The sequence below is a fragment of the Spinactinospora alkalitolerans genome (assembly GCF_013408795.1).
Taxonomy (GTDB): Bacteria; Actinomycetota; Actinomycetes; order Streptosporangiales; family Streptosporangiaceae; genus Spinactinospora; species Spinactinospora alkalitolerans.
Genome location: NZ_JACCCC010000001.1, coordinates 4,274,528 through 4,290,508, shown reverse-complemented (window position 1 = coordinate 4,290,508; position 15,981 = coordinate 4,274,528). Strand labels below are relative to the sequence as shown.

Sequence of the window (15,981 nt, the reverse complement as noted above, 5' to 3'; positions counted from 1 at the left end):
CGGGGTTCTACGAGGGGACGTGAGGACGGTAACAAGTTTTGCTACCGGTCGGTAGAACAGGTTCTAATTCGGTATGTGATGGTGACCCGGGCTTGATGGAAACCGGGTTACAGCCACCCAGGTGGGGCGGCGTGCTCCCGTCCGCCGGCGCCCCGCTCCTGCGCGGCGGCGGACGCCCAGTATGCCGGTTTCGCGGCGCCGGTCCCAATCAGGGGGCCGTCCGGCGGGGCGCCCGGCCCTGAAACCGCCTCCGGGATGTCCCTGGTTTCCCCGCCGCGGCGCGGCCGCGACCGCGGCCGTCCGGCTAACGTGGCAGGAGACCGACGAACAGGCAGGTGACCATGGCACAGCCCAATCGCGACCCCGCGGGTTCCTCCGACATCATCGACGACGCCCTCCGGCTGGTCGACGCGCTGCAGCGCAAGCTGATCATCGCCGGCGTGCGGCGCGGGGTCTCCGGCGCGACCTCCCAGCCGCAGCGCAAGGGTGACGTGTGGGAGGAGGCCGTCAAGGAGGCTCCCGGGCGCGAGGAGCCGGCCCTCGACCAGATGATCGGCATCGTGCGCACGGCCGGACCCCAGGTGGCCGAGCACATCGGCAGGGCGGGATCGGTGCTGTTCGGCGCGCTGGGCGAGGCGTGGGGCGTCGTCGAACGCTCCCGCAGGCAGGCCGAGCAGCAGCGGCGCGACGGCGGCTCCGACGGCCCGCCGCCCGCCATCCCCCGGGCCGACTGACCCCCTCGGCGGGCGGCGCTGGTTTAATCCAATGGTTTACTCCATTCGATGCCCCCAGCACAGCCCGGTGCGGTCCTGAGAGGCCGCACCGGAGCCCGAGGTGAAAAGGAGCCGTCCATGCGGTTGACCATCGGCGTGGACATCGGCGGCACCAAGGTCGCCGCAGGCGTCGTCGACACTGATGGCCGGATCCTGGAGAAGGTCAAGCACTCCACCCCCGCCAAGAACAGCGACGCCATCGCCGACGTGGTCGGCGACGCCATCGAGGAACTGCTCGCCCACCACCCGCAGGGCGCCGTCGACGGCGTCGGCGTGGGCACCGCCGGCTTCGTCCACCAGGACCGCGCCACCGTCGTGTTCGCCCCCAACCTGGCCCTGCGCGACGAGCCGCTCAAGGAGCGCATCCAGCGGCGGATCGACCTGCCGGTGGTGATCGAGAACGACGCCAACGCCGCGGCCTGGGGCGAGGCCCGGTTCGGCGCCGGCCGGGGCGCCGAACACGTCACCTGCGTGACGCTGGGCACCGGCATCGGCGGCGGCGTGATCGTCGACGGCGCGCTCCTGCGCGGCCGGTACGGCGTCGCGGCCGAGGTCGGGCACTACCGGCTCGTCCCCGACGGGCGCCGGTGCGGCTGCGGCAACCGGGGCTGCTGGGAGCAGTACGCCAGCGGCCGGGCGCTGGTGGCCGAGGCCCAGGACCTCGCCAAGACCGAGCCGAAGCGGGCCGAGCGCCTGCTCAAACTGGCCGAGGGCGATCCCGAGCGGATCCAGGGCCAGGAGATCACCCAGGCGGCGGTCGAGGGCGACGCCGCCGCGCTGGAGTGCTTCCGCATCGTGGGCGGCTGGGTCGGCCAGGGCCTGGCCGACCTCGCCGCGATCCTGGACCCCGAGCGCTTCGTCATCGGCGGCGGCGTCTCCGAGGCCGGGGAGATCCTCCTCGGGCCCGTCCGCGAGTCCTTCGCCCGGTACGTCACCGGCCGGACCGTGCGCGCATTCGCCGACATCCGCGCCGCGGAGCTCGGCTCCCAGGCCGGGATCGTCGGCGCGGCCGATCTGGCGCGGGTCTAGCCGCAATGCCGTTCGGTCGGGCACTGCGCAATATGTGCCGAGGCGGCTTGGGGCCAGGGCTCCCTCGGCCGGAGTCTGCGAAACAAGGCTGTCGTCGGCCTTGGCGGCTCTGCCCGCCCACAGGGAGACCTGTGGGACACCGGTTGGCATCTGCTTCCGGGCCTTGACTTCACGGCATTGGGTCCGACCGACCGCCCGCTCGCGGGCGGGCGGGCCGGGCGTCGCGGGCGGGTACCACCACGGCGTGGGAACCATCCGGGTGCTCGGCTACAACGTCCGCTCGCTGCGCGACGACCGGCGGGCGGTCGCCCGAGTCATCGCCGCGTGCTCCGCCGACGTGGTGTGCGTGCAGGAGGCGCCGCGCCTCCTGCTGTGGCGGACCGGGCGGCGCGCCCTGGCTCGCGACTGCCGCCTGAAGGCCGCGGTGAGTCGCCGGACGGGCGGGCTGGCGATCCTGGTCCGCCCGGACGCCGAGGTCGTGCACACCGAGCACCACGTGCTGCGGCGCTACCCGGGGCTGCACGTCCGCGCGGTGACGATGGCCGTCGTCGAGCTGTCCGGGCACCGGATCGCCGTGGCGAGCACCCACCTGGACCTGGCCCCGGGGCCGCGGCTGCAGCACGCGGCGGAGGTCCTGGGCCGGCTGAACGCGATGGCGGCGGCGCACGGCGCCCCGCCGCTGCTGGCCGGCGACGTCAACGAGGAGCCCGGCGGCCCGGCGTGGCGCCTGCTGACCGCGGACCTGCGCGACGCGGCGGCCGAGGCCCCGTGGGGCGAGCCGATGACGTTCACCGCGCGCCGCCCGCGCAGGCGCATCGACGCGGTCTTCACCGGAGCGGGGCTCACACCGCTGCGCGCGGGCGTCCCCACGGCACTGGTCACCGACGGCGACGCGGTCGCGGCCAGCGACCACCGCCCCGTCCTCGCCGAGATCGGCTTCGAGTCCTAGAGCACCGCGCCGTCGTCGGGTCCGCTGTCGCGCGGGGGGCGGTCGCCCATGCGGATCACCAGGACCACGAAGCCCGCGACGAAACCGGCCACCGCGCAGAACGCCAGCCAGTCGGGCACCGGCAGGCCCAGCAGGGTGGACACGAGCAGGAGGACGGGGCCGCCGAAGAGGCCGCCCCAGGCCAGCCTGCTGGTCAGGTCGCCGCGGGGCAGCGGCGGGGGCGGCGGCGGAATGTAGTGGTCGCCGTCGTCGAGCTCGGCGCGGCGCTCCGCACCGGCCGGGTGCCCCTCCCGGTCCTCCGCAACGGAACCCGGCGGGTCGAGTTCGTCGGTGGCGTCGAGGTCTTCCAGGTCAAGGCGGTCGTCGAGCCTCCCGGCCGAGACGTTCTCGGCGTCGGGCCACGCGCTGTCGCGGTCGCCGGACTCGTAGAAGCGCGCCACCAGGTCGGCCCAGACCTCGTCGTCGCCGGAACCGCCCGCGGGAGCGGTCTCGCGCGCCGCGGGATCGGTCGGCGCCATCGGTTCGGTGTTCTCGGCGGCCCCGGCCGGCTCCTGGCCGCCGACCTCGATGGTGTGCTCCTCCAGCCCGGGCAGCTCCGACCGGAGGATCTCCTCGGCGGAGCGCCGCTCGTTGGCGTCGACGTAGAGGTGGTCGGCGGGAGGGTCCTCCATGGGCGCGTCGCGCAGCGCCGGCACGTCCTCGCCCAGCGGGACCGCGTAGGCGGCGATGCCGGCCCGGCGCAGGGCGTCGAGCATGGTGTCGGCCAGGGCCGGGGGCAGCAGGATCAGCGGGACATAGGCGTCCGCGAGCAGGCCGTTGCCACGGCGATGCGTCATGCGTCCAATCCTTCCCCGCTCCTGCTGTGGTCGCGTACGAAGGCGAGGCTGCCGCCGAAGACGGTGGCCGCGTCGTTGTCCAGGGTGGCGACGTGGAAGCTGTTGTCGAGCGATCGGGTGGTCACGGTGGAGTTGACCGCCCCACTCGTGAGGATACGCAGACTCTCCGGGCCGATGACGTGATCCTCGGGACTTCGGTAGGCGAGGATCGGCGCGGTGATCAACGGAAGGTCGCGCCGGGTCGCGGTCCACAGCTTCGGGAGTGTCGCGGCGGCGGCCGTGGGGACCCGCGCGTAGCCCACTTCGCGGGCTCCGGCCTTCTTGATGTCGTTGACCAGTCCCTTGGTCGAGGGAAGCAGCCACTTCAGCAGCCGCGCGGCGTGCAGCAGCCTGTTCTCCACGGCGAGGGAGGGGTTGACCAGTACCACGCCCGACACGGCGTCGGGGTGCACCTCGGCCAGCCGCAGCGCCAGGCAGCCGCCCAGGGACATCCCCATGGCGAACACCTCGTCGCAGGACTCGCGCAGCCCCAGCAGAGACTCCTCCACGGCGGCGAACCACTGGTCGGAGGTGGTGGCCCGCATCTCCTGCCAGGTGGTTCCGTGGCCGGGCAGCAGGGGCAGGTCCACGCTGAGCCCCGCGGCGGCCAGGTGGTCGGCCCACGGGCGCATCGACTGCGGACTGCCGGTGAATCCGTGGCACAGCACCACGCCGACGCAGCCGCCGTCGTGCCGGAACGGTTCGGCGCCTGGCAGTAACGACATGGATGCCTCCCTCAGGTCTGGGCGCGCCGTCCGGCCGCGGCGGTACCGCACCGGGTCCTATGAAACTAGCCGAGGGCCCGGGCGCCCGAAACCCCCGGCCCCGGTGCGGCGCGCGGCGGCCGACCGGCCCCCTACCGCCGGGTAGCCCGGGCCGACATTGGTGATAGCGCGCGAGCGATGCGAAGATGTCGAGGATTGTCTGTGGCAGCGGGAAGGCGAACGTGGCGAAGCAGGACGAACGCTCCCCGCACGTGCGGGGGTGACTCTGGGTGTTTTACTGGGTGGTCAAGGCGATTCTCGGCCCGGTGCTGGCGGTGCTGTGGCAGCCGCGCGCCGAAGGCGTCGAGAACGTCCCCAGGCAGGGGCCTGCGATCATGGTGAGCAACCACCTGTCCTTCTCCGACCACTTCTTCGGTCCGCTCCCGTTGCCGCGCAAGATCACCTTCCTGGCCAAGGCCGAGTACTTCACAGGTAAAGGCGTGAAGGGGCTGGCCAGCCGGCTGTTCTTCACGGGGGTCGGGCAGATCCCGATCGACCGCTCCGGCGGCAAGGCCAGTGAGGCGGCGCTGCGCACCGGGCTGAAGGTGCTCAAGCAGGGCAAGCTGCTGGGCATCTACCCCGAGGGCACCCGTTCCCCCGACGGCAAGCTCTATCGCGGCCGCACCGGCGTGGCGCGGCTCGCGCTGGAGGCCGAGGCCCCGGTCGTCCCGATGGCGATGATCAACGTCGACAAGATCATGCCGCCCGGGCGCACCGTCCCCAAGCTCGGCATCCGGCCCAAGGTCAAGTTCGGGCGGCCGCTGGACTTCTCCCGCTACCAGGGCATGGAGAAGGACCCGCGCGTGCTGCGCGCCATCACCGACGAGATCATGTACGCCCTGATGGAGCTGTCGGGCCAGGAGTACGTGGACCGCTACGCCCAGTCGGTGAAGGCCGAACTGGAGGCGGCGGCCAAGGAGGAGCGCAAGGAGCAGCACGCCGACCGCAAGGACCAGCGCCGCGCCGGGCGCGAGGCCAAGAAGGCCGAGCGCGCCAAGCGCAAGGCGGAGAAGAAGGCGCTGAAGGCCGGGAACCCGGAGCCCGACGAGGGCTGAGGCCGCCGCGGCCGCCGATGGGAGGACGCCCCTCATGGCACTGCCCGAAGAGGCCGAGGACGTCGCCGCCTCCTGCCCGGCGGCGGTCGACGCGCGGACCCTCGGGGCGGGGCCGCACGGATTTCCCGCTGCGCCTCCTTCGGCGGCGATCTTGCTCCCGCGGTCGTGTCCGGAGCCCGACATGACCACCGGGCTCGATCTCGTTGATCTTGGCCTTGTGGGGCCTGAAACCGCCCGGACAAGCCCGATAAGGTCAAGATCGGCGCAGAAGGGGAACGGACGCCCTCCCCGCCTGTCCGGCCCGCCTTCGGCAGGGCGGGGTATGGGCTGATGGGGTTCGAGGTCCCCCTGTGGCGCGGAATCGCGGTGTTTCGGATCGCCTCCCTGGTCTATGCGGCCGCGCTGGTGCTGCAGCACTTCCGGCGGCTGGACCACCCCGCCCTGGCCTGGACCGTCATCGGTGCCATGGCGGTCTGGACGGTGTTCGCCACCTACGCCTACGCCGAGCCCTCCCGACGCGGTTCGGCGCTGGTGGCCGCCGATCTCGGCGTGGCCTTCGCGTGCATGCTGAGCACCGGGCCGGTCGCGGGGGAGGACTACCTCGGGGCGGCCCCTCCGCTCACCGCGACCTGGTTCGCCGCGGCACCGCTGTCGGCGGCGGTCATGGGCGGACGCCGGTGGGCGGTCGGCGCCGCGCTCGGCTACGGCGCCTGCGACACCGCCCTGCGCGGCGGTCTGGGCCCCGATGTCGTCAGCGGCGTGGTACTGCTTCTGCTCGCCGGCTACGCGGTCGGCTACATGGCGCACATCGCCACCGAGGCCGAGCAGCGCTTCGCCAGGGCCGTCGAGCTGGAGGCGCGCACCCGCGAACGCGAGCGGCTGGCCCGCTCCATCCACGACTCGGTGCTGCAGGTGCTGGCCATGGTGCAGCGGCGCGGCAGCGAGGTCGGTGGGGAGGCCGCCGAACTCGGCCGGCTGGCCGGTGAGCAGGAGGCGGCGCTGCGCAGCCTGATCGGCGCGGAGCACCGCCCCGCCACGCCGGCCGGCCGGACCACCGACCTGTGCGGCACGCTCGGCGTGCACGCCTCGGCCACCGTCACCGTGTCCACGCCGGCCACCGAGGTGGCGCTGCCCGCCCACGTGGCGGGGGAGATCGACGCCGCCGTACGCGCGGCGCTGGCCAACGTCGAGCGGCACTGCCCCGAGGGGACCAAGGTGTGGCTGCTGGTCGAGGACGAGGGCGACGCCGTGGTCGTCACGGTGCGCGACGACGGCCCCGGCGTTCCCGAGTGCCGGATCGCCGATGCCGAGGCCGACGGGCGCCTCGGTATCGCGCAGTCGGTCAAGGGCCGCATCGGCGACCTGGGCGGTGAGGTCGCCGTCGCCACCGCCCCGGGCGAGGGTTTCGAGATCGAGATGCGGGTGCCGCGGCCGCCCACTCCGAGCTGACCGGGTCCGGGCCACTCGCTAGAGTCGGCTGGGTGGAGAGCGCGCAGAACAACGGAATCCGGGTCATGGTGGTGGACGACCACCCGATGTGGCGCGACGCGGTCGCCCGCGACCTCGCCGAGGCGGGGTTCGAGGTGGTGGCGACGGCCGGCGAGGGCGGAAAGGCCGTGCGCGTCGCACCGGCCGCGCGTCCCGGTGTGGCAGTGGTGGACCTGCAGCTCCCGGACATGTCGGGGGTCGCGGTCACCCGGAAGCTGCTGGCGCTGGATGCGCCCCCGCGCATCCTCATCCTGTCGGCCAGCGGGGAGCACCAGGACGTGCTCGACGCCGTCAAGGCCGGCGCGACCGGCTACCTGGTGAAGTCGGCGGGGCGGGAGGAGCTCATCGACGCCGTGCGCCGGGTGCACGCCGGCGACGCCGTGTTCACCCCCGGGCTGGCCGGGCTGGTGCTGGGGGAGTACCGGCGGCTGGCCGCGGCCCCGGAACCGGCCGACGACGGCGAGGCCCCGCGGCTGACCGAGCGCGAGACCGAGGTGCTGCGCCTGGTCGCCAAGGGCCTCACCTACAAGCGGATCGCCACCCGGCTCACCCTGTCCCACCGCACGGTGCAGAACCACGTGCAGAACACCCTGAACAAGCTCCAGTTGCACAACCGGGTCGAACTGGTGCGCTACGCCATCGACAAGGGGTTGGACGGCGATGAGTGAATAGGGTTCAGTCGTCGTCGGGTGGGTTGACCGGGTTCAGTGGGGTCGGTAGGCGTTGCGGCGGTGTCTGACGACCTCGACGGTCACCATGCGCTTGTCGTCGTCGGGTGGGTTGACCGGGTTCAGTGGGGTCGGTAGGCGTTGCGGCGGTGTCTGACGACCTCGACGGTCACCATGCGCTTGTCGTCGTCGATCGTATAGAGGACGCGGTACGTCGCCCGGCGTGCCGAGTACATTCCGTCGAACGGCTCATGTACGGGCTTGCCCACTCGCCGAGGGTTCTCCCGCAGCGGCCCCAAGACGAGTTCGAGCACGGCGGCGGCGACGTTCTCCGGCAGCTCCTCGGACAGGGCCCGCTTCGCCGACTTCGTCCATCGCAGGTCATAGGGATCGCTCACGCGGTGCGCCGCTTCCGGGTCATCTCCGCGAGAACCTCATCCGTCGTGTAGACGTCACCGCGTTCCACATCTTCACGGGCCTCGCGGATGGCCGCCACCGTCTCCGAATCGGAGAGGATCTCGATGGTCTCCCGCAGGCTCTCCCACTCGTCAATGGAGATGACGACGGCGGCGGCCTTTCCGTTGCGCGTGACCGTGACCTGGTCGTGCTGCTTTTCGATCTGAGTGACCAATTCGGACAGTCTGGCCTTCACATCGGCCAGCGGCAGAGTTTCCATGGTCCGAATTCTAGTCACCAGATCGGGTCGTGTCAGTCGATTCCCTAACCCAGACCCGCCCAGCCCTTGGAGCGTTCGACGGCCTCGCGCCAGCGGCGGTAGGCGCCCTCGTCGCGCTCGCCCGGCTCGAACCGGTGCTCCAGCTTCCAGGTGTCCATCAGCTCTTCGGTGGAGGACCACACGCCGGTGCCCAGCCCGGCCAGGAACGCCGCGCCCAGGGCGGTGGTCTCCTGCACCTGGGGCCGGGCCACGCTCACGCCGAGCTGGTCGGCCTGGAGCTGGCACAGCAGGTTGTTGGCCGATGCGCCCCCGTCGACCCGCAGCTCGGGCAGCTCGGTGCCCGACGCCTCGCCCATCGCCGCCACGACGTCGCGCACCTCGAAGGCGATCGCGTCCAGCGTGGCGCGCACCAGGTGCGCCCGGCCGGTGCCCCGCGTGATGCCGAAGATCGCGCCGCGCGCCTGCGGGTCCCAGTCCGGTGCGCCCAGGCCGGTCAGCGCCGGTACGAACACCACGCCGCCGGAGTCGGTGACGCTTCTGGCCAGCCCCTCCGACTGCGGCGCCTTGTCGATGAGGCCCAGGCCGTCGCGCAGCCACTGCACGGCGGCGCCGGTCACGAAGATCGACCCCTCCAGCGCGTAGTCCAGGTGGCCGTCGGGGTGCTGCCACAGCACGGTGCTGAGCAGGCCGTGCTCGGCGGCGACGGCCTCGGTCCCGGTGTTGACCAGCACGAAGGAGCCGGTCCCGTAGGTGCACTTGGACGAGCCGGGGACGTAGCAGTTCTGGCCGAACATGGCCGCCTGCTGGTCGCCGGCGATACCGGCGATGGGGATGCGCAGGCCGAGGAAATCCTCCGGCGAGGTCTCGCCCACGGTGCCGTAGGAGGGCACGACCTCGGGCAGCGCCTCCATCGGCACGCCGAACAGCTCGCACAGCTCCGGTGACCAGGCGCCGGACACGATGTCGTAGAGCAGCGTGCGCGAGGCGTTGGAGGCGTCGGTCACGTGCCGCCCGCCGCCGGTCAGCCGCGCGATGACGTAGGAGTCCACCGTGCCCACGGCGACGTCGCCCGACTCCACGCCGCTCCACGCGCGCGGGTCGTTGCGCGCCATCCAGGTCAGCTTGGTGCCGGTGAAGTAGGGGTCCAGGCGCAGCCCGGTCAGTTCGGTGACCCGCTCCTCGTGCCCGGCCTCGCGCAGCTCCGTGCAGATGCCGGCGGTGCGCCGGTCCTGCCAGACGATCGCCCGGCGCGGCGCGGTCCCGCGTCTGCGCTCCCACAGCACCGCCGTCTCGCGCTGGTTGGTGATGCCCAGGCAGGTGGGCGTGCGCCCCGAGGCGTCGATCGCCTCCTGGCAGGCGGCGAGCGTGGCCTGCCAGATCTCCTCCGGGACGTGCTCGACCCAGCCGGAGTCCGGATAGTGCTGGGCGAACTCCTGGTAACCGCGGGAGAGGACGGCTCCGTCCTCGCCGACCATCAGCGCGGTGACGCCGGTCGTGCCTGCATCGATGGTGAGCACCGACATGGGGTTGGCCTCCAGTAGCTCGGACGACTATGGTCTAGACCATGTGAGGGTTGCGGCACGAAAGCGTTGTCCCGCATCGGATCGTCATCCGTGGGACCTACCCGGACGCGTGGGTTTCTCAACTCCGTCCGGATCCGTTTCCGTGACGCTCGTCACATCATCGCCGTCAGGCTGACGGCGAGGTGCCGCGAGGTCAAGAGTTCATGGGCGGGCGCTCGAGCGGCACCGTCCGCGGTTTTCGGAATTTCGAACAAATCGAGGAGTACACGCAATGCGAGTCGGGGTGCTGACCGGTGGCGGCGACTGCCCTGGACTGAACGCGGTCATCCGCGCGGTGGTCCGCAAGGGCATGAAGGACTACGGCTACGAGTTCGTCGGCTTCCGGGACGGTTGGCGGGGTCCGCTCGAGGGCGACACCATGCCGCTGGACCGCGCGGCCGTGAGCGGGATCCTGCCGCGCGGCGGCACCATTCTCGGGTCCTCGCGCACCAATCTGATGAAGATCGAGGGCGGTATCGACCGCGTCAAGGACAACCTCGCCGGCCTGGGCATCGACGCCCTGGTGGCGATCGGCGGCGAGGACACCCTGGGTGTCGCGCGACAGCTCTACGACGCCGACGTCAAGGTCATCGGCGTTCCCAAGACGATCGACAACGACCTCAACGCCACCGACTACACGTTCGGCTTCGACACCGCGGTGAACATCGCCACCGAGGCGATCGACCGGCTGCACACCACGGCCGAGTCCCACCACCGCGCCCTGATCGTCGAGGTCATGGGCCGCCACGCGGGCTGGATCGCGCTGCACTCCGGCATGGCCGCCGGCGCCAACGTCATCCTGATCCCGGAGCGCCCGTTCGACATGGACGAGGTCGTCGCGCACGTCGAGAGCCGCTTCAAGACGAACTACGCGCCGATCCTCGTGGTCGCCGAGGGGGCCCACCCCAAGGAGGGCCAGATGGAGCTCGCCACCGGCGAGAAGGACTCCTTCGGACACGTCCGCCTCGGCGGCATCGGCCAGCGCCTGGCCGAGGAGATCGAGACGCGCACCGGCAAGGAGGCCCGCTCGGTCGTCCTCGGCCACGTGCAGCGCGGCGGCACCCCGTCGGCGTTCGACCGCGTCCTGGCCACCCGCCTGGGCGTCAACGCCATCGACGCGGTGCACGGCGGCGACTACGGCAAGATGGTCGCGCTGCAGGGCACCGACATCGTCCGGGTGGACCTGTCCGCGGCCACCGACAAGCTCAAGACCGTCCCGGTCGAGCGCTACCAGGAGGCCGAGGTCTTCTTCGGCTAGAGCCGCCCCGTCGGCCCCTCGGGGCCGCGGTGCGCAGTCCGGACCGCCGAAGAGGGGGACCCGCCGCCGCGGGTCCCCCTCTTCACCGTTGACCGGCCCTTCCTCCCCGCGGCTCCTCCACCGGTTCCGGCCGTCCCAACCGGTGGCCCGCGTGTTCGATACTGGAAGGACCGCAAGAAGCGGCCCCCGCGTGCGAGGCCGCCCCGCAAACCACCCCGACCCCTGGAGGTGCCGTCATGTCCGCGTCGCTTGACACCGCGGCCGTCGAAGCGCGAGAGGCGGTCGGCGGCGTGGCCCGGTCCGACGGGCTGGGTGAACTGTGCGTCCTCATGAAGCTCGGCGAGATCGTCCTCAAGGGCAGCAACCGCCAGCTCTTCGAGCGCCGGCTGCACAACAACATCCGCGCCGCGGCCCGAGGGCTCGGCGAGATCAAGCTCTCCCAGCGCAAGGGCGTCATCGTCATCCGCATGCCCGGAGCCTCCGACCTGGAGGTGGCCGAGCTCGGCGAGCGCATGGGCAACGTCATGGGGGTCGTCTGGGTGCACCTGGTGCGCCGGGTGCCCAAGGACATCGACGCCGTTACCGACGTCGCCGTGCGCTCCATGGCCGAGCGCACCGGCACCTTCGCGGTGCGGGCCCGCCGCCGCGACAAGCGGTTTCCGATGAGCTCCTCCGAGATCGCGGTCCACATCGGCTCGGCGATCCGCGGCGCCCACAACCTCCCGGTCAAGCTCAAGAAGCCCGACAACACGGTGTTCGTCGAGGTCGACAAGGACGAGGTGTTCGTCTTCACCGACGGCATGCCGGGCCAGGGCGGCCTGCCCGTCGGCATGAGCGGCCGCGCGCTGGTGCTGATGTCGGGCGGCATCGACTCGCCCGTGGCCGCGTACCGCATGATGCGCCGCGGCCTCAAGGTCGACTTCCTGCACTTCTCCGGCATGCCGTTCACCGGCCCCGAGTCCATCTACAAGGCCTACAGCCTGGTCCGCCAGCTCGACCGGTTCCAGAGCGGGTCGCGGCTGTTCGTGGTGCCCTTCGGCAAGGCCCAGCAGCAGATCAAGAACTCCGGCGTGGAGCGGCTGCAGATCGTCGCCCAGCGCCGCCTCATGCTCAAGACCGCCGAGACCCTGGCCGAGCGGCTCGGTGGTGCGGCGCTGATCACCGGCGACGCGCTCGGCCAGGTCGCCAGCCAGACCCTGACCAACATCACCGCGCTCGACGACGCCGTCGACCTGCCGATCCTGCGCCCGCTGGTCGGCATGGACAAGAGCGAGATCATGACGGAGGCGCGCAGGATCGGCACGCTCACCATCTCCGAGCTGCCCGACGAGGACTGCTGCACCCTGCTGACCCCCCGCCAGGTGGAGACGGCCGCCAAGATCCCGGACCTGCGCCAGATCGAGAGGCGCCTGGACGCCGAGGAGCTCGCCGAGCACCTGGCCGGCACCGCTCAGGTGCACAAGCCGAGCTACCTGGGCGGCGACTCCGGAGCCGCCTGACCGCGCCGCGCCCGCCCCGGTCGCACGTTCGGGACGGGCGCACGAGCGGCTAGACGCCCGCGGCGATCGGCGCGGGGGCCGGCGCGGGAGCCGGGGTCGGAGTGCGGCCGAGCATGCCGGGCAGCGTCGCGACCACGTCGGCGAGCTCGGCGAGGTCGTCGCCCACCAGGGCCTGCGGGCCGTCGCACAGCGCGGTCTCCGGCGTGGGGTGCACGTCGACGATGATGCCGTCGGCGCCCACCGCGATCGCCGCCCGCGACAGCGGGAGCACCAGGTCGCGCTTGCCGCCTGAGTGCGACGGGTCCACGATCACCGGCAGGTGCGACAGCTTCTGGGCCACCGGCACCGCGCTGATGTCGAGGGTGTTGCGCGTGGCCTTCTCGAAGGTGCGGATGCCGCGTTCGCACAGCACGATGTCGAGGTTGCCGCGCTGGGCGATGTACTCGGCGGCCATCAGCCACTCCTCGATGGTGGCGTTCATGCCGCGCTTGAGCATGACCGGCCGCCCGGCCTCGCCCGCGGCCTGCAGCAGCGCGAAGTTCTGCATGTTGCGGGTGCCGATCTGCAGCATGTCGGCGTAGGAGGCCACCAGCTCGACGTCGGCGGCGTCGACCACCTCGGTGACGATCGGCAGGCCCGTTTCGCCGCGCACGTCGGCCAGGATCTTCAGGCCCGCCTCGCCCAGGCCCTGGAAGGCGTAGGGGGAGGTGCGCGGCTTGTAGGCGCCGCCGCGCAGCAGCGACGCACCGGCCGCACGGGCCATCAGCGCCGCTTCGAGCGTCTGCTCCGGGGTCTCCACGGCGCAGGGGCCGGCGATCAGCGTCATGTTCTCGCCGCCGATCGGCACCCCGGCGACGCTGACCACCGTGCGGCTCACGTGGTTCTCCCTGCTGACCAGTTTGTAGGGCGCTGAGATGCGCAGCACGTCACTCACTCCCGGCATCGCGCTGAGGTCAAGAGTCTCGAACTGCTGGACGTCTCCGACGAGCCCGATGATCGTCCGGGTCACACCCCTGGTCACGTACGCCTCACCACCCGCGGTGGCGACCAGATCAACGATGGTGTCGATGTTGTCGGAGGTGGCTTCGGGCGCCATCACGATGACCATGTGCGTCGTTCCTTAGGCTCGTCGGAGATAACGGTTCTTGGCGGGGAAGGGCTTCGGGAGCGCGGGAGGCGCCGCAGAAGCGGGGCCGGACAAACGAAAGAGCCCCGGGCCGTGCGGCCCGGGGCTCTTCGAACGTCGTCCGTGTCAGCGCAGCGCTTGACAGGCGACCGTCCTACCCGAGGGCCGGTAGCCATAAAAGCGCCAAAACTTCCGCTGCATGGCTGGAACTATAGCGCACGGGTGCGGGTGCCCGGCGCGACCGGGGTCCGATTCGGAGCGTCACCGGCGCCTGGCAGGATTGTCACGACGGGCCACGAAGGAGAACGATTGTCGGAGCATCGACTGCCGCCGGGGCAGTACGTGCCGCGCGGATGGCCGGCCCTGCACTACGGGCCGGTGCCGCGGTTCCGCCCGCAACGGTGGGACTTCCGCGTCTACGGCGTCACCGAGACACTCGGCGAGTACCGCTGGACCTGGCCGGAGTTCGAGGAACTGCCGCGGATCGAGGTCGTCGCCGACTTCCACTGCGTGACGAAGTTCACCATCCCGGACAACCGGTGGTCGGGCGTCTCGACGTCGTCCCTGGTAGAGCTGGCGCCGCCGCACCCTTCGGTCACCCACGTCATGGTCTGGGCTGAGTACGGCTACAGCGCCAACCTGCGCGTGGACGACTTCCTGCGCCCCGACGTGCTCCTGGCGACGCACCGTGACGGCGACCGGCTGGCCGCCGAGCACGGGCACCCGGTGCGCCTGGTGGTGCCGCACCTGTACGGCTGGAAGAGCGTGAAGTGGGTGCGCGCGGTGGAGTACCTGACGGCCGACCGGCGCGGCTTCTGGGAGGAGCGCGGCTACCACAACCTTGCTGACCCCTGGGCCGAGCAGCGCTACTCCTACCAGGAGGAGCCCGGTCAAGGTCCCTCTCTGGACTGACCGGGCCCCGTCCCGGCGGATCGCGGAGCAGGGCGGCCGCCGCGGCGGGGCGCCGGCCGACAATGCCGGAAAAGGGCGCGCTTGGGGCATCGATCCTCTAGCTTGTGCCCATGCTCTACGTCGCGGTCACCAGCAGCCTGATCGCCTTAGCCTGCGCCGGCGAGCTGCTCCGGCGCTCGCTGGCCTCCCGCAGGCACCGGGTCCTCGACGCCCACGCCACCCGGGCGACCCTGCGCACGGCTGCCCTGGCGGCCCCGGCGCTGCGCCAGGGCCTGCGGCGCGAGCCCGCCCGCCGGGCCATCCGGCACGTGCGGGCGCTGCTGGGCAGCCAGGCCGCCGCGATCGTGGACGCGACCGAGACGCTGGCCTGGCACGGCGCCGGATCGGAGCACGCCGACACGGCACTGCTCCTGGCCGAGTCGGCGCTCGTCGACGCCCGGCCGCTCGTCGACGACCGGATCGCCTGCGACGATCCGCGCTGCCCCCTGCGCGCGGTCGCCGTCGCGCCGCTCACCGTGGACGACGCCCCGGTCGGCGCGCTGCTGGCGTTCGACACCGCACCCTCCCCGGTGCTCGCCGACGTCACCGCGGAGGTCGCCTGCTGGATCTCCGGCCAGCTCCAACTGGCCGAACTGGACCGCTCCAGGGCCGAGCTGGCCGACGCCGAACTCCGGGCGCTGCGGCTGCAGATCTCCCCGCACTTCGTCTACAACTGCCTGACCACCATCGCCTCGTTCGTGCGCACCGACCCGCCCCGCGCCCGCGGCCTGCTGCTGGACTTCGCCGACTTCGCCCGCTACTCCTTCCGGGGGCCGCGCAACCTGACCACCCTGGAGGAGGAGCTCCACTCGATCGACCGCTACCTGGCGCTGGAGCGCGCGCGCTTCGGCTCCCGACTGCGGGTCACCGTGCGCGTCGCGCCCGAGGTGCTGCCGGTGAAGGTGCCGTTCCTGTGCCTGCAGCCGCTCGTGGAGAACGCGATCCGGCACGGCATGGAGGGCGGCAACGGGCCGGGCAGGCTCAGCCTCATCGCGCGGGACGCGGGGGCCGAGGCGCACATCAGCGTCGAGGACGACGGCGTCGGGATGGACCCCCGGCGGCTGCGCGCGGTTCTGGCCGGACGGCGGCCCGCCGACTCCGCCGACTCCGGCGGGATCGGCCTGGCCAACGTCGACGAGCGGCTGCGCAACATGTTCGGCGACGCCTACGGCCTGGTGATCGAGACCGAGGTCGGCGCGGGGACGAAGATCAACCTGCGGATCCCCAAGTTCCTGTCCGAGTGACGAGCGGCGCACCGGGTGAGCTGCCCGCCGCCGTCCGGGCGACGTACGGCCGGGACCGATTCGT

Annotated in this window: 16 protein-coding genes; 10 read left to right on the top strand and 6 right to left on the bottom strand. The window is 72.0% G+C overall.

Going from position 1 to position 15,981, the window contains the following annotated elements; translation table 11 throughout:
- Positions 1-341 precede the first annotated feature (341 nt).
- The 3 genes from HDA32_RS19025 (at position 342) to HDA32_RS19015 (ending at position 2,751) form a co-directional block, all read left to right on the top strand.
- Complete coding sequence (locus HDA32_RS19025; RefSeq protein ID WP_179644506.1) at positions 342-734, top strand: hypothetical protein; 393 nt, start codon at positions 342-344, stop codon at positions 732-734.
- A 117-nt stretch (positions 735-851) separates the two neighbouring features.
- Complete coding sequence (locus HDA32_RS19020; protein WP_179644505.1) at positions 852-1,802, top strand: ROK family glucokinase; 951 nt, start codon at positions 852-854, stop codon at positions 1,800-1,802.
- A gap of 244 nt (positions 1,803-2,046) precedes the next feature.
- Entirely contained in the window at positions 2,047-2,751 is a 705-nt protein-coding gene (locus HDA32_RS19015; RefSeq protein WP_179644504.1) for an endonuclease/exonuclease/phosphatase family protein, read from the top strand.
- Here the strand turns inward: HDA32_RS19015 and HDA32_RS19010 are convergent.
- Complete coding sequence (locus tag HDA32_RS19010; RefSeq protein ID WP_179644503.1) at positions 2,748-3,587, bottom strand: hypothetical protein; 840 nt, start codon at positions 3,585-3,587, stop codon at positions 2,748-2,750. The genes HDA32_RS19015 and HDA32_RS19010 overlap by 4 nt on opposite strands.
- On the bottom strand, positions 3,584-4,351 hold the full coding sequence (locus HDA32_RS19005; RefSeq protein ID WP_179644502.1) for an alpha/beta hydrolase: 768 nt from the start codon (positions 4,349-4,351) through the stop codon (positions 3,584-3,586). Before HDA32_RS19005 ends, HDA32_RS19010 begins: the two co-directional genes overlap by 4 nt.
- 269 nt (positions 4,352-4,620) lie before the next feature.
- Between HDA32_RS19005 and HDA32_RS19000 the strand changes: the two genes are divergently transcribed.
- From HDA32_RS19000 to HDA32_RS18990, 3 genes are all read left to right on the top strand, one after another.
- Positions 4,621-5,445, top strand: coding sequence for a lysophospholipid acyltransferase family protein (locus tag HDA32_RS19000; protein WP_179644501.1), 825 nt, complete (start codon positions 4,621-4,623; stop codon positions 5,443-5,445).
- Between the two features lie 330 nt (positions 5,446-5,775).
- The gene (gene macS, locus HDA32_RS18995; RefSeq protein ID WP_179644500.1) at positions 5,776-6,894 is read left to right on the top strand and encodes a MacS family sensor histidine kinase; all 1,119 of its coding nucleotides are present in this window, start codon (positions 5,776-5,778) and stop codon (positions 6,892-6,894) included.
- 65 nt (positions 6,895-6,959) lie between these two features.
- Positions 6,960-7,601, top strand: coding sequence for a response regulator (locus HDA32_RS18990; RefSeq protein ID WP_179646792.1), 642 nt, complete (start codon positions 6,960-6,962; stop codon positions 7,599-7,601).
- A 122-nt stretch (positions 7,602-7,723) separates the two neighbouring features.
- Here HDA32_RS18990 and HDA32_RS18985 read toward each other — a convergent pair whose 3' ends face one another.
- From HDA32_RS18985 to glpK, 3 genes are read right to left on the bottom strand one after another with little or no spacing between them, the layout of a single operon-like run.
- A complete protein-coding gene (locus HDA32_RS18985; RefSeq protein WP_179644499.1) occupies positions 7,724-7,999 on the bottom strand; it encodes a type II toxin-antitoxin system RelE family toxin in 276 nt (91 codons plus the stop codon).
- Positions 7,996-8,277 (bottom strand): type II toxin-antitoxin system Phd/YefM family antitoxin, encoded by a 282-nt coding sequence (locus HDA32_RS18980; RefSeq protein WP_179644498.1) that lies wholly within the window; start codon positions 8,275-8,277, stop codon positions 7,996-7,998. Before HDA32_RS18980 ends, HDA32_RS18985 begins: the two co-directional genes overlap by 4 nt.
- A 44-nt stretch (positions 8,278-8,321) precedes the next feature.
- Positions 8,322-9,800 carry a glycerol kinase GlpK gene (gene glpK / locus HDA32_RS18975; RefSeq protein WP_179644497.1) on the bottom strand — a complete coding sequence of 493 codons (1,479 nt, stop codon included), beginning with the start codon at positions 9,798-9,800 and terminating at the stop codon, positions 8,322-8,324.
- A 271-nt stretch (positions 9,801-10,071) separates the two neighbouring features.
- Here glpK and HDA32_RS18970 point away from each other — a divergent pair, with 271 nt between their 5' ends.
- Both HDA32_RS18970 and thiI read left to right on the top strand, forming a co-directional pair.
- Positions 10,072-11,097: a 6-phosphofructokinase gene (locus HDA32_RS18970; RefSeq protein WP_179644496.1), complete on the top strand. Its 1,026-nt coding sequence runs from the start codon at positions 10,072-10,074 to the stop codon at positions 11,095-11,097.
- A 236-nt stretch (positions 11,098-11,333) separates the two neighbouring features.
- Positions 11,334-12,596 (top strand): tRNA uracil 4-sulfurtransferase ThiI, encoded by a 1,263-nt coding sequence (thiI, locus tag HDA32_RS18965; RefSeq protein ID WP_179644495.1) that lies wholly within the window; start codon positions 11,334-11,336, stop codon positions 12,594-12,596.
- A gap of 49 nt (positions 12,597-12,645) precedes the next feature.
- Here thiI and aroF read toward each other — a convergent pair whose 3' ends face one another.
- A complete protein-coding gene (aroF, locus tag HDA32_RS18960) occupies positions 12,646-13,704 on the bottom strand; it encodes a 3-deoxy-7-phosphoheptulonate synthase (RefSeq protein WP_179644494.1) in 1,059 nt (352 codons plus the stop codon).
- 327 nt (positions 13,705-14,031) lie between these two features.
- On the opposite strand from aroF, the gene HDA32_RS18955 reads away from it, so the two are divergent.
- The gene (locus HDA32_RS18955; protein WP_179644493.1) at positions 14,032-14,634 is read left to right on the top strand and encodes a sulfite oxidase-like oxidoreductase; all 603 of its coding nucleotides are present in this window, start codon (positions 14,032-14,034) and stop codon (positions 14,632-14,634) included.
- 110 nt (positions 14,635-14,744) lie between these two features.
- The gene (locus HDA32_RS18950; protein WP_179644492.1) at positions 14,745-15,917 is read left to right on the top strand and encodes a sensor histidine kinase; all 1,173 of its coding nucleotides are present in this window, start codon (positions 14,745-14,747) and stop codon (positions 15,915-15,917) included.
- Positions 15,918-15,981 lie beyond the last annotated feature (64 nt).

Excerpts from the sequence above, each read along its gene's own strand:
- aroF (WP_179644494.1), bottom strand. The coding sequence starts at position 13,704 with ATGGTCATCGTGATGGCGCCCGAAGCCACCTCCGACAACATCGACACC.
- thiI (WP_179644495.1), top strand. The coding sequence starts at position 11,334 with ATGTCCGCGTCGCTTGACACCGCGGCCGTCGAAGCGCGAGAGGCGGTC.
- HDA32_RS18950 (WP_179644492.1), top strand. The coding sequence starts at position 14,745 with ATGCTCTACGTCGCGGTCACCAGCAGCCTGATCGCCTTAGCCTGCGCC.
- HDA32_RS19010 (WP_179644503.1), bottom strand. The coding sequence starts at position 3,587 with ATGACGCATCGCCGTGGCAACGGCCTGCTCGCGGACGCCTATGTCCCG.
- HDA32_RS19025 (WP_179644506.1), top strand. The coding sequence starts at position 342 with ATGGCACAGCCCAATCGCGACCCCGCGGGTTCCTCCGACATCATCGAC.
- HDA32_RS19020 (WP_179644505.1), top strand. The coding sequence starts at position 852 with ATGCGGTTGACCATCGGCGTGGACATCGGCGGCACCAAGGTCGCCGCA.
- HDA32_RS19005 (WP_179644502.1), bottom strand. The coding sequence starts at position 4,351 with ATGTCGTTACTGCCAGGCGCCGAACCGTTCCGGCACGACGGCGGCTGC.
- macS (WP_179644500.1), top strand. The coding sequence starts at position 5,776 with ATGGGGTTCGAGGTCCCCCTGTGGCGCGGAATCGCGGTGTTTCGGATC.
- HDA32_RS18970 (WP_179644496.1), top strand. The coding sequence starts at position 10,072 with ATGCGAGTCGGGGTGCTGACCGGTGGCGGCGACTGCCCTGGACTGAAC.
- HDA32_RS18990 (WP_179646792.1), top strand. The coding sequence starts at position 6,960 with ATGGTGGTGGACGACCACCCGATGTGGCGCGACGCGGTCGCCCGCGAC.
- glpK (WP_179644497.1), bottom strand. The coding sequence starts at position 9,800 with ATGTCGGTGCTCACCATCGATGCAGGCACGACCGGCGTCACCGCGCTG.
- HDA32_RS18980 (WP_179644498.1), bottom strand. The coding sequence starts at position 8,277 with ATGGAAACTCTGCCGCTGGCCGATGTGAAGGCCAGACTGTCCGAATTG.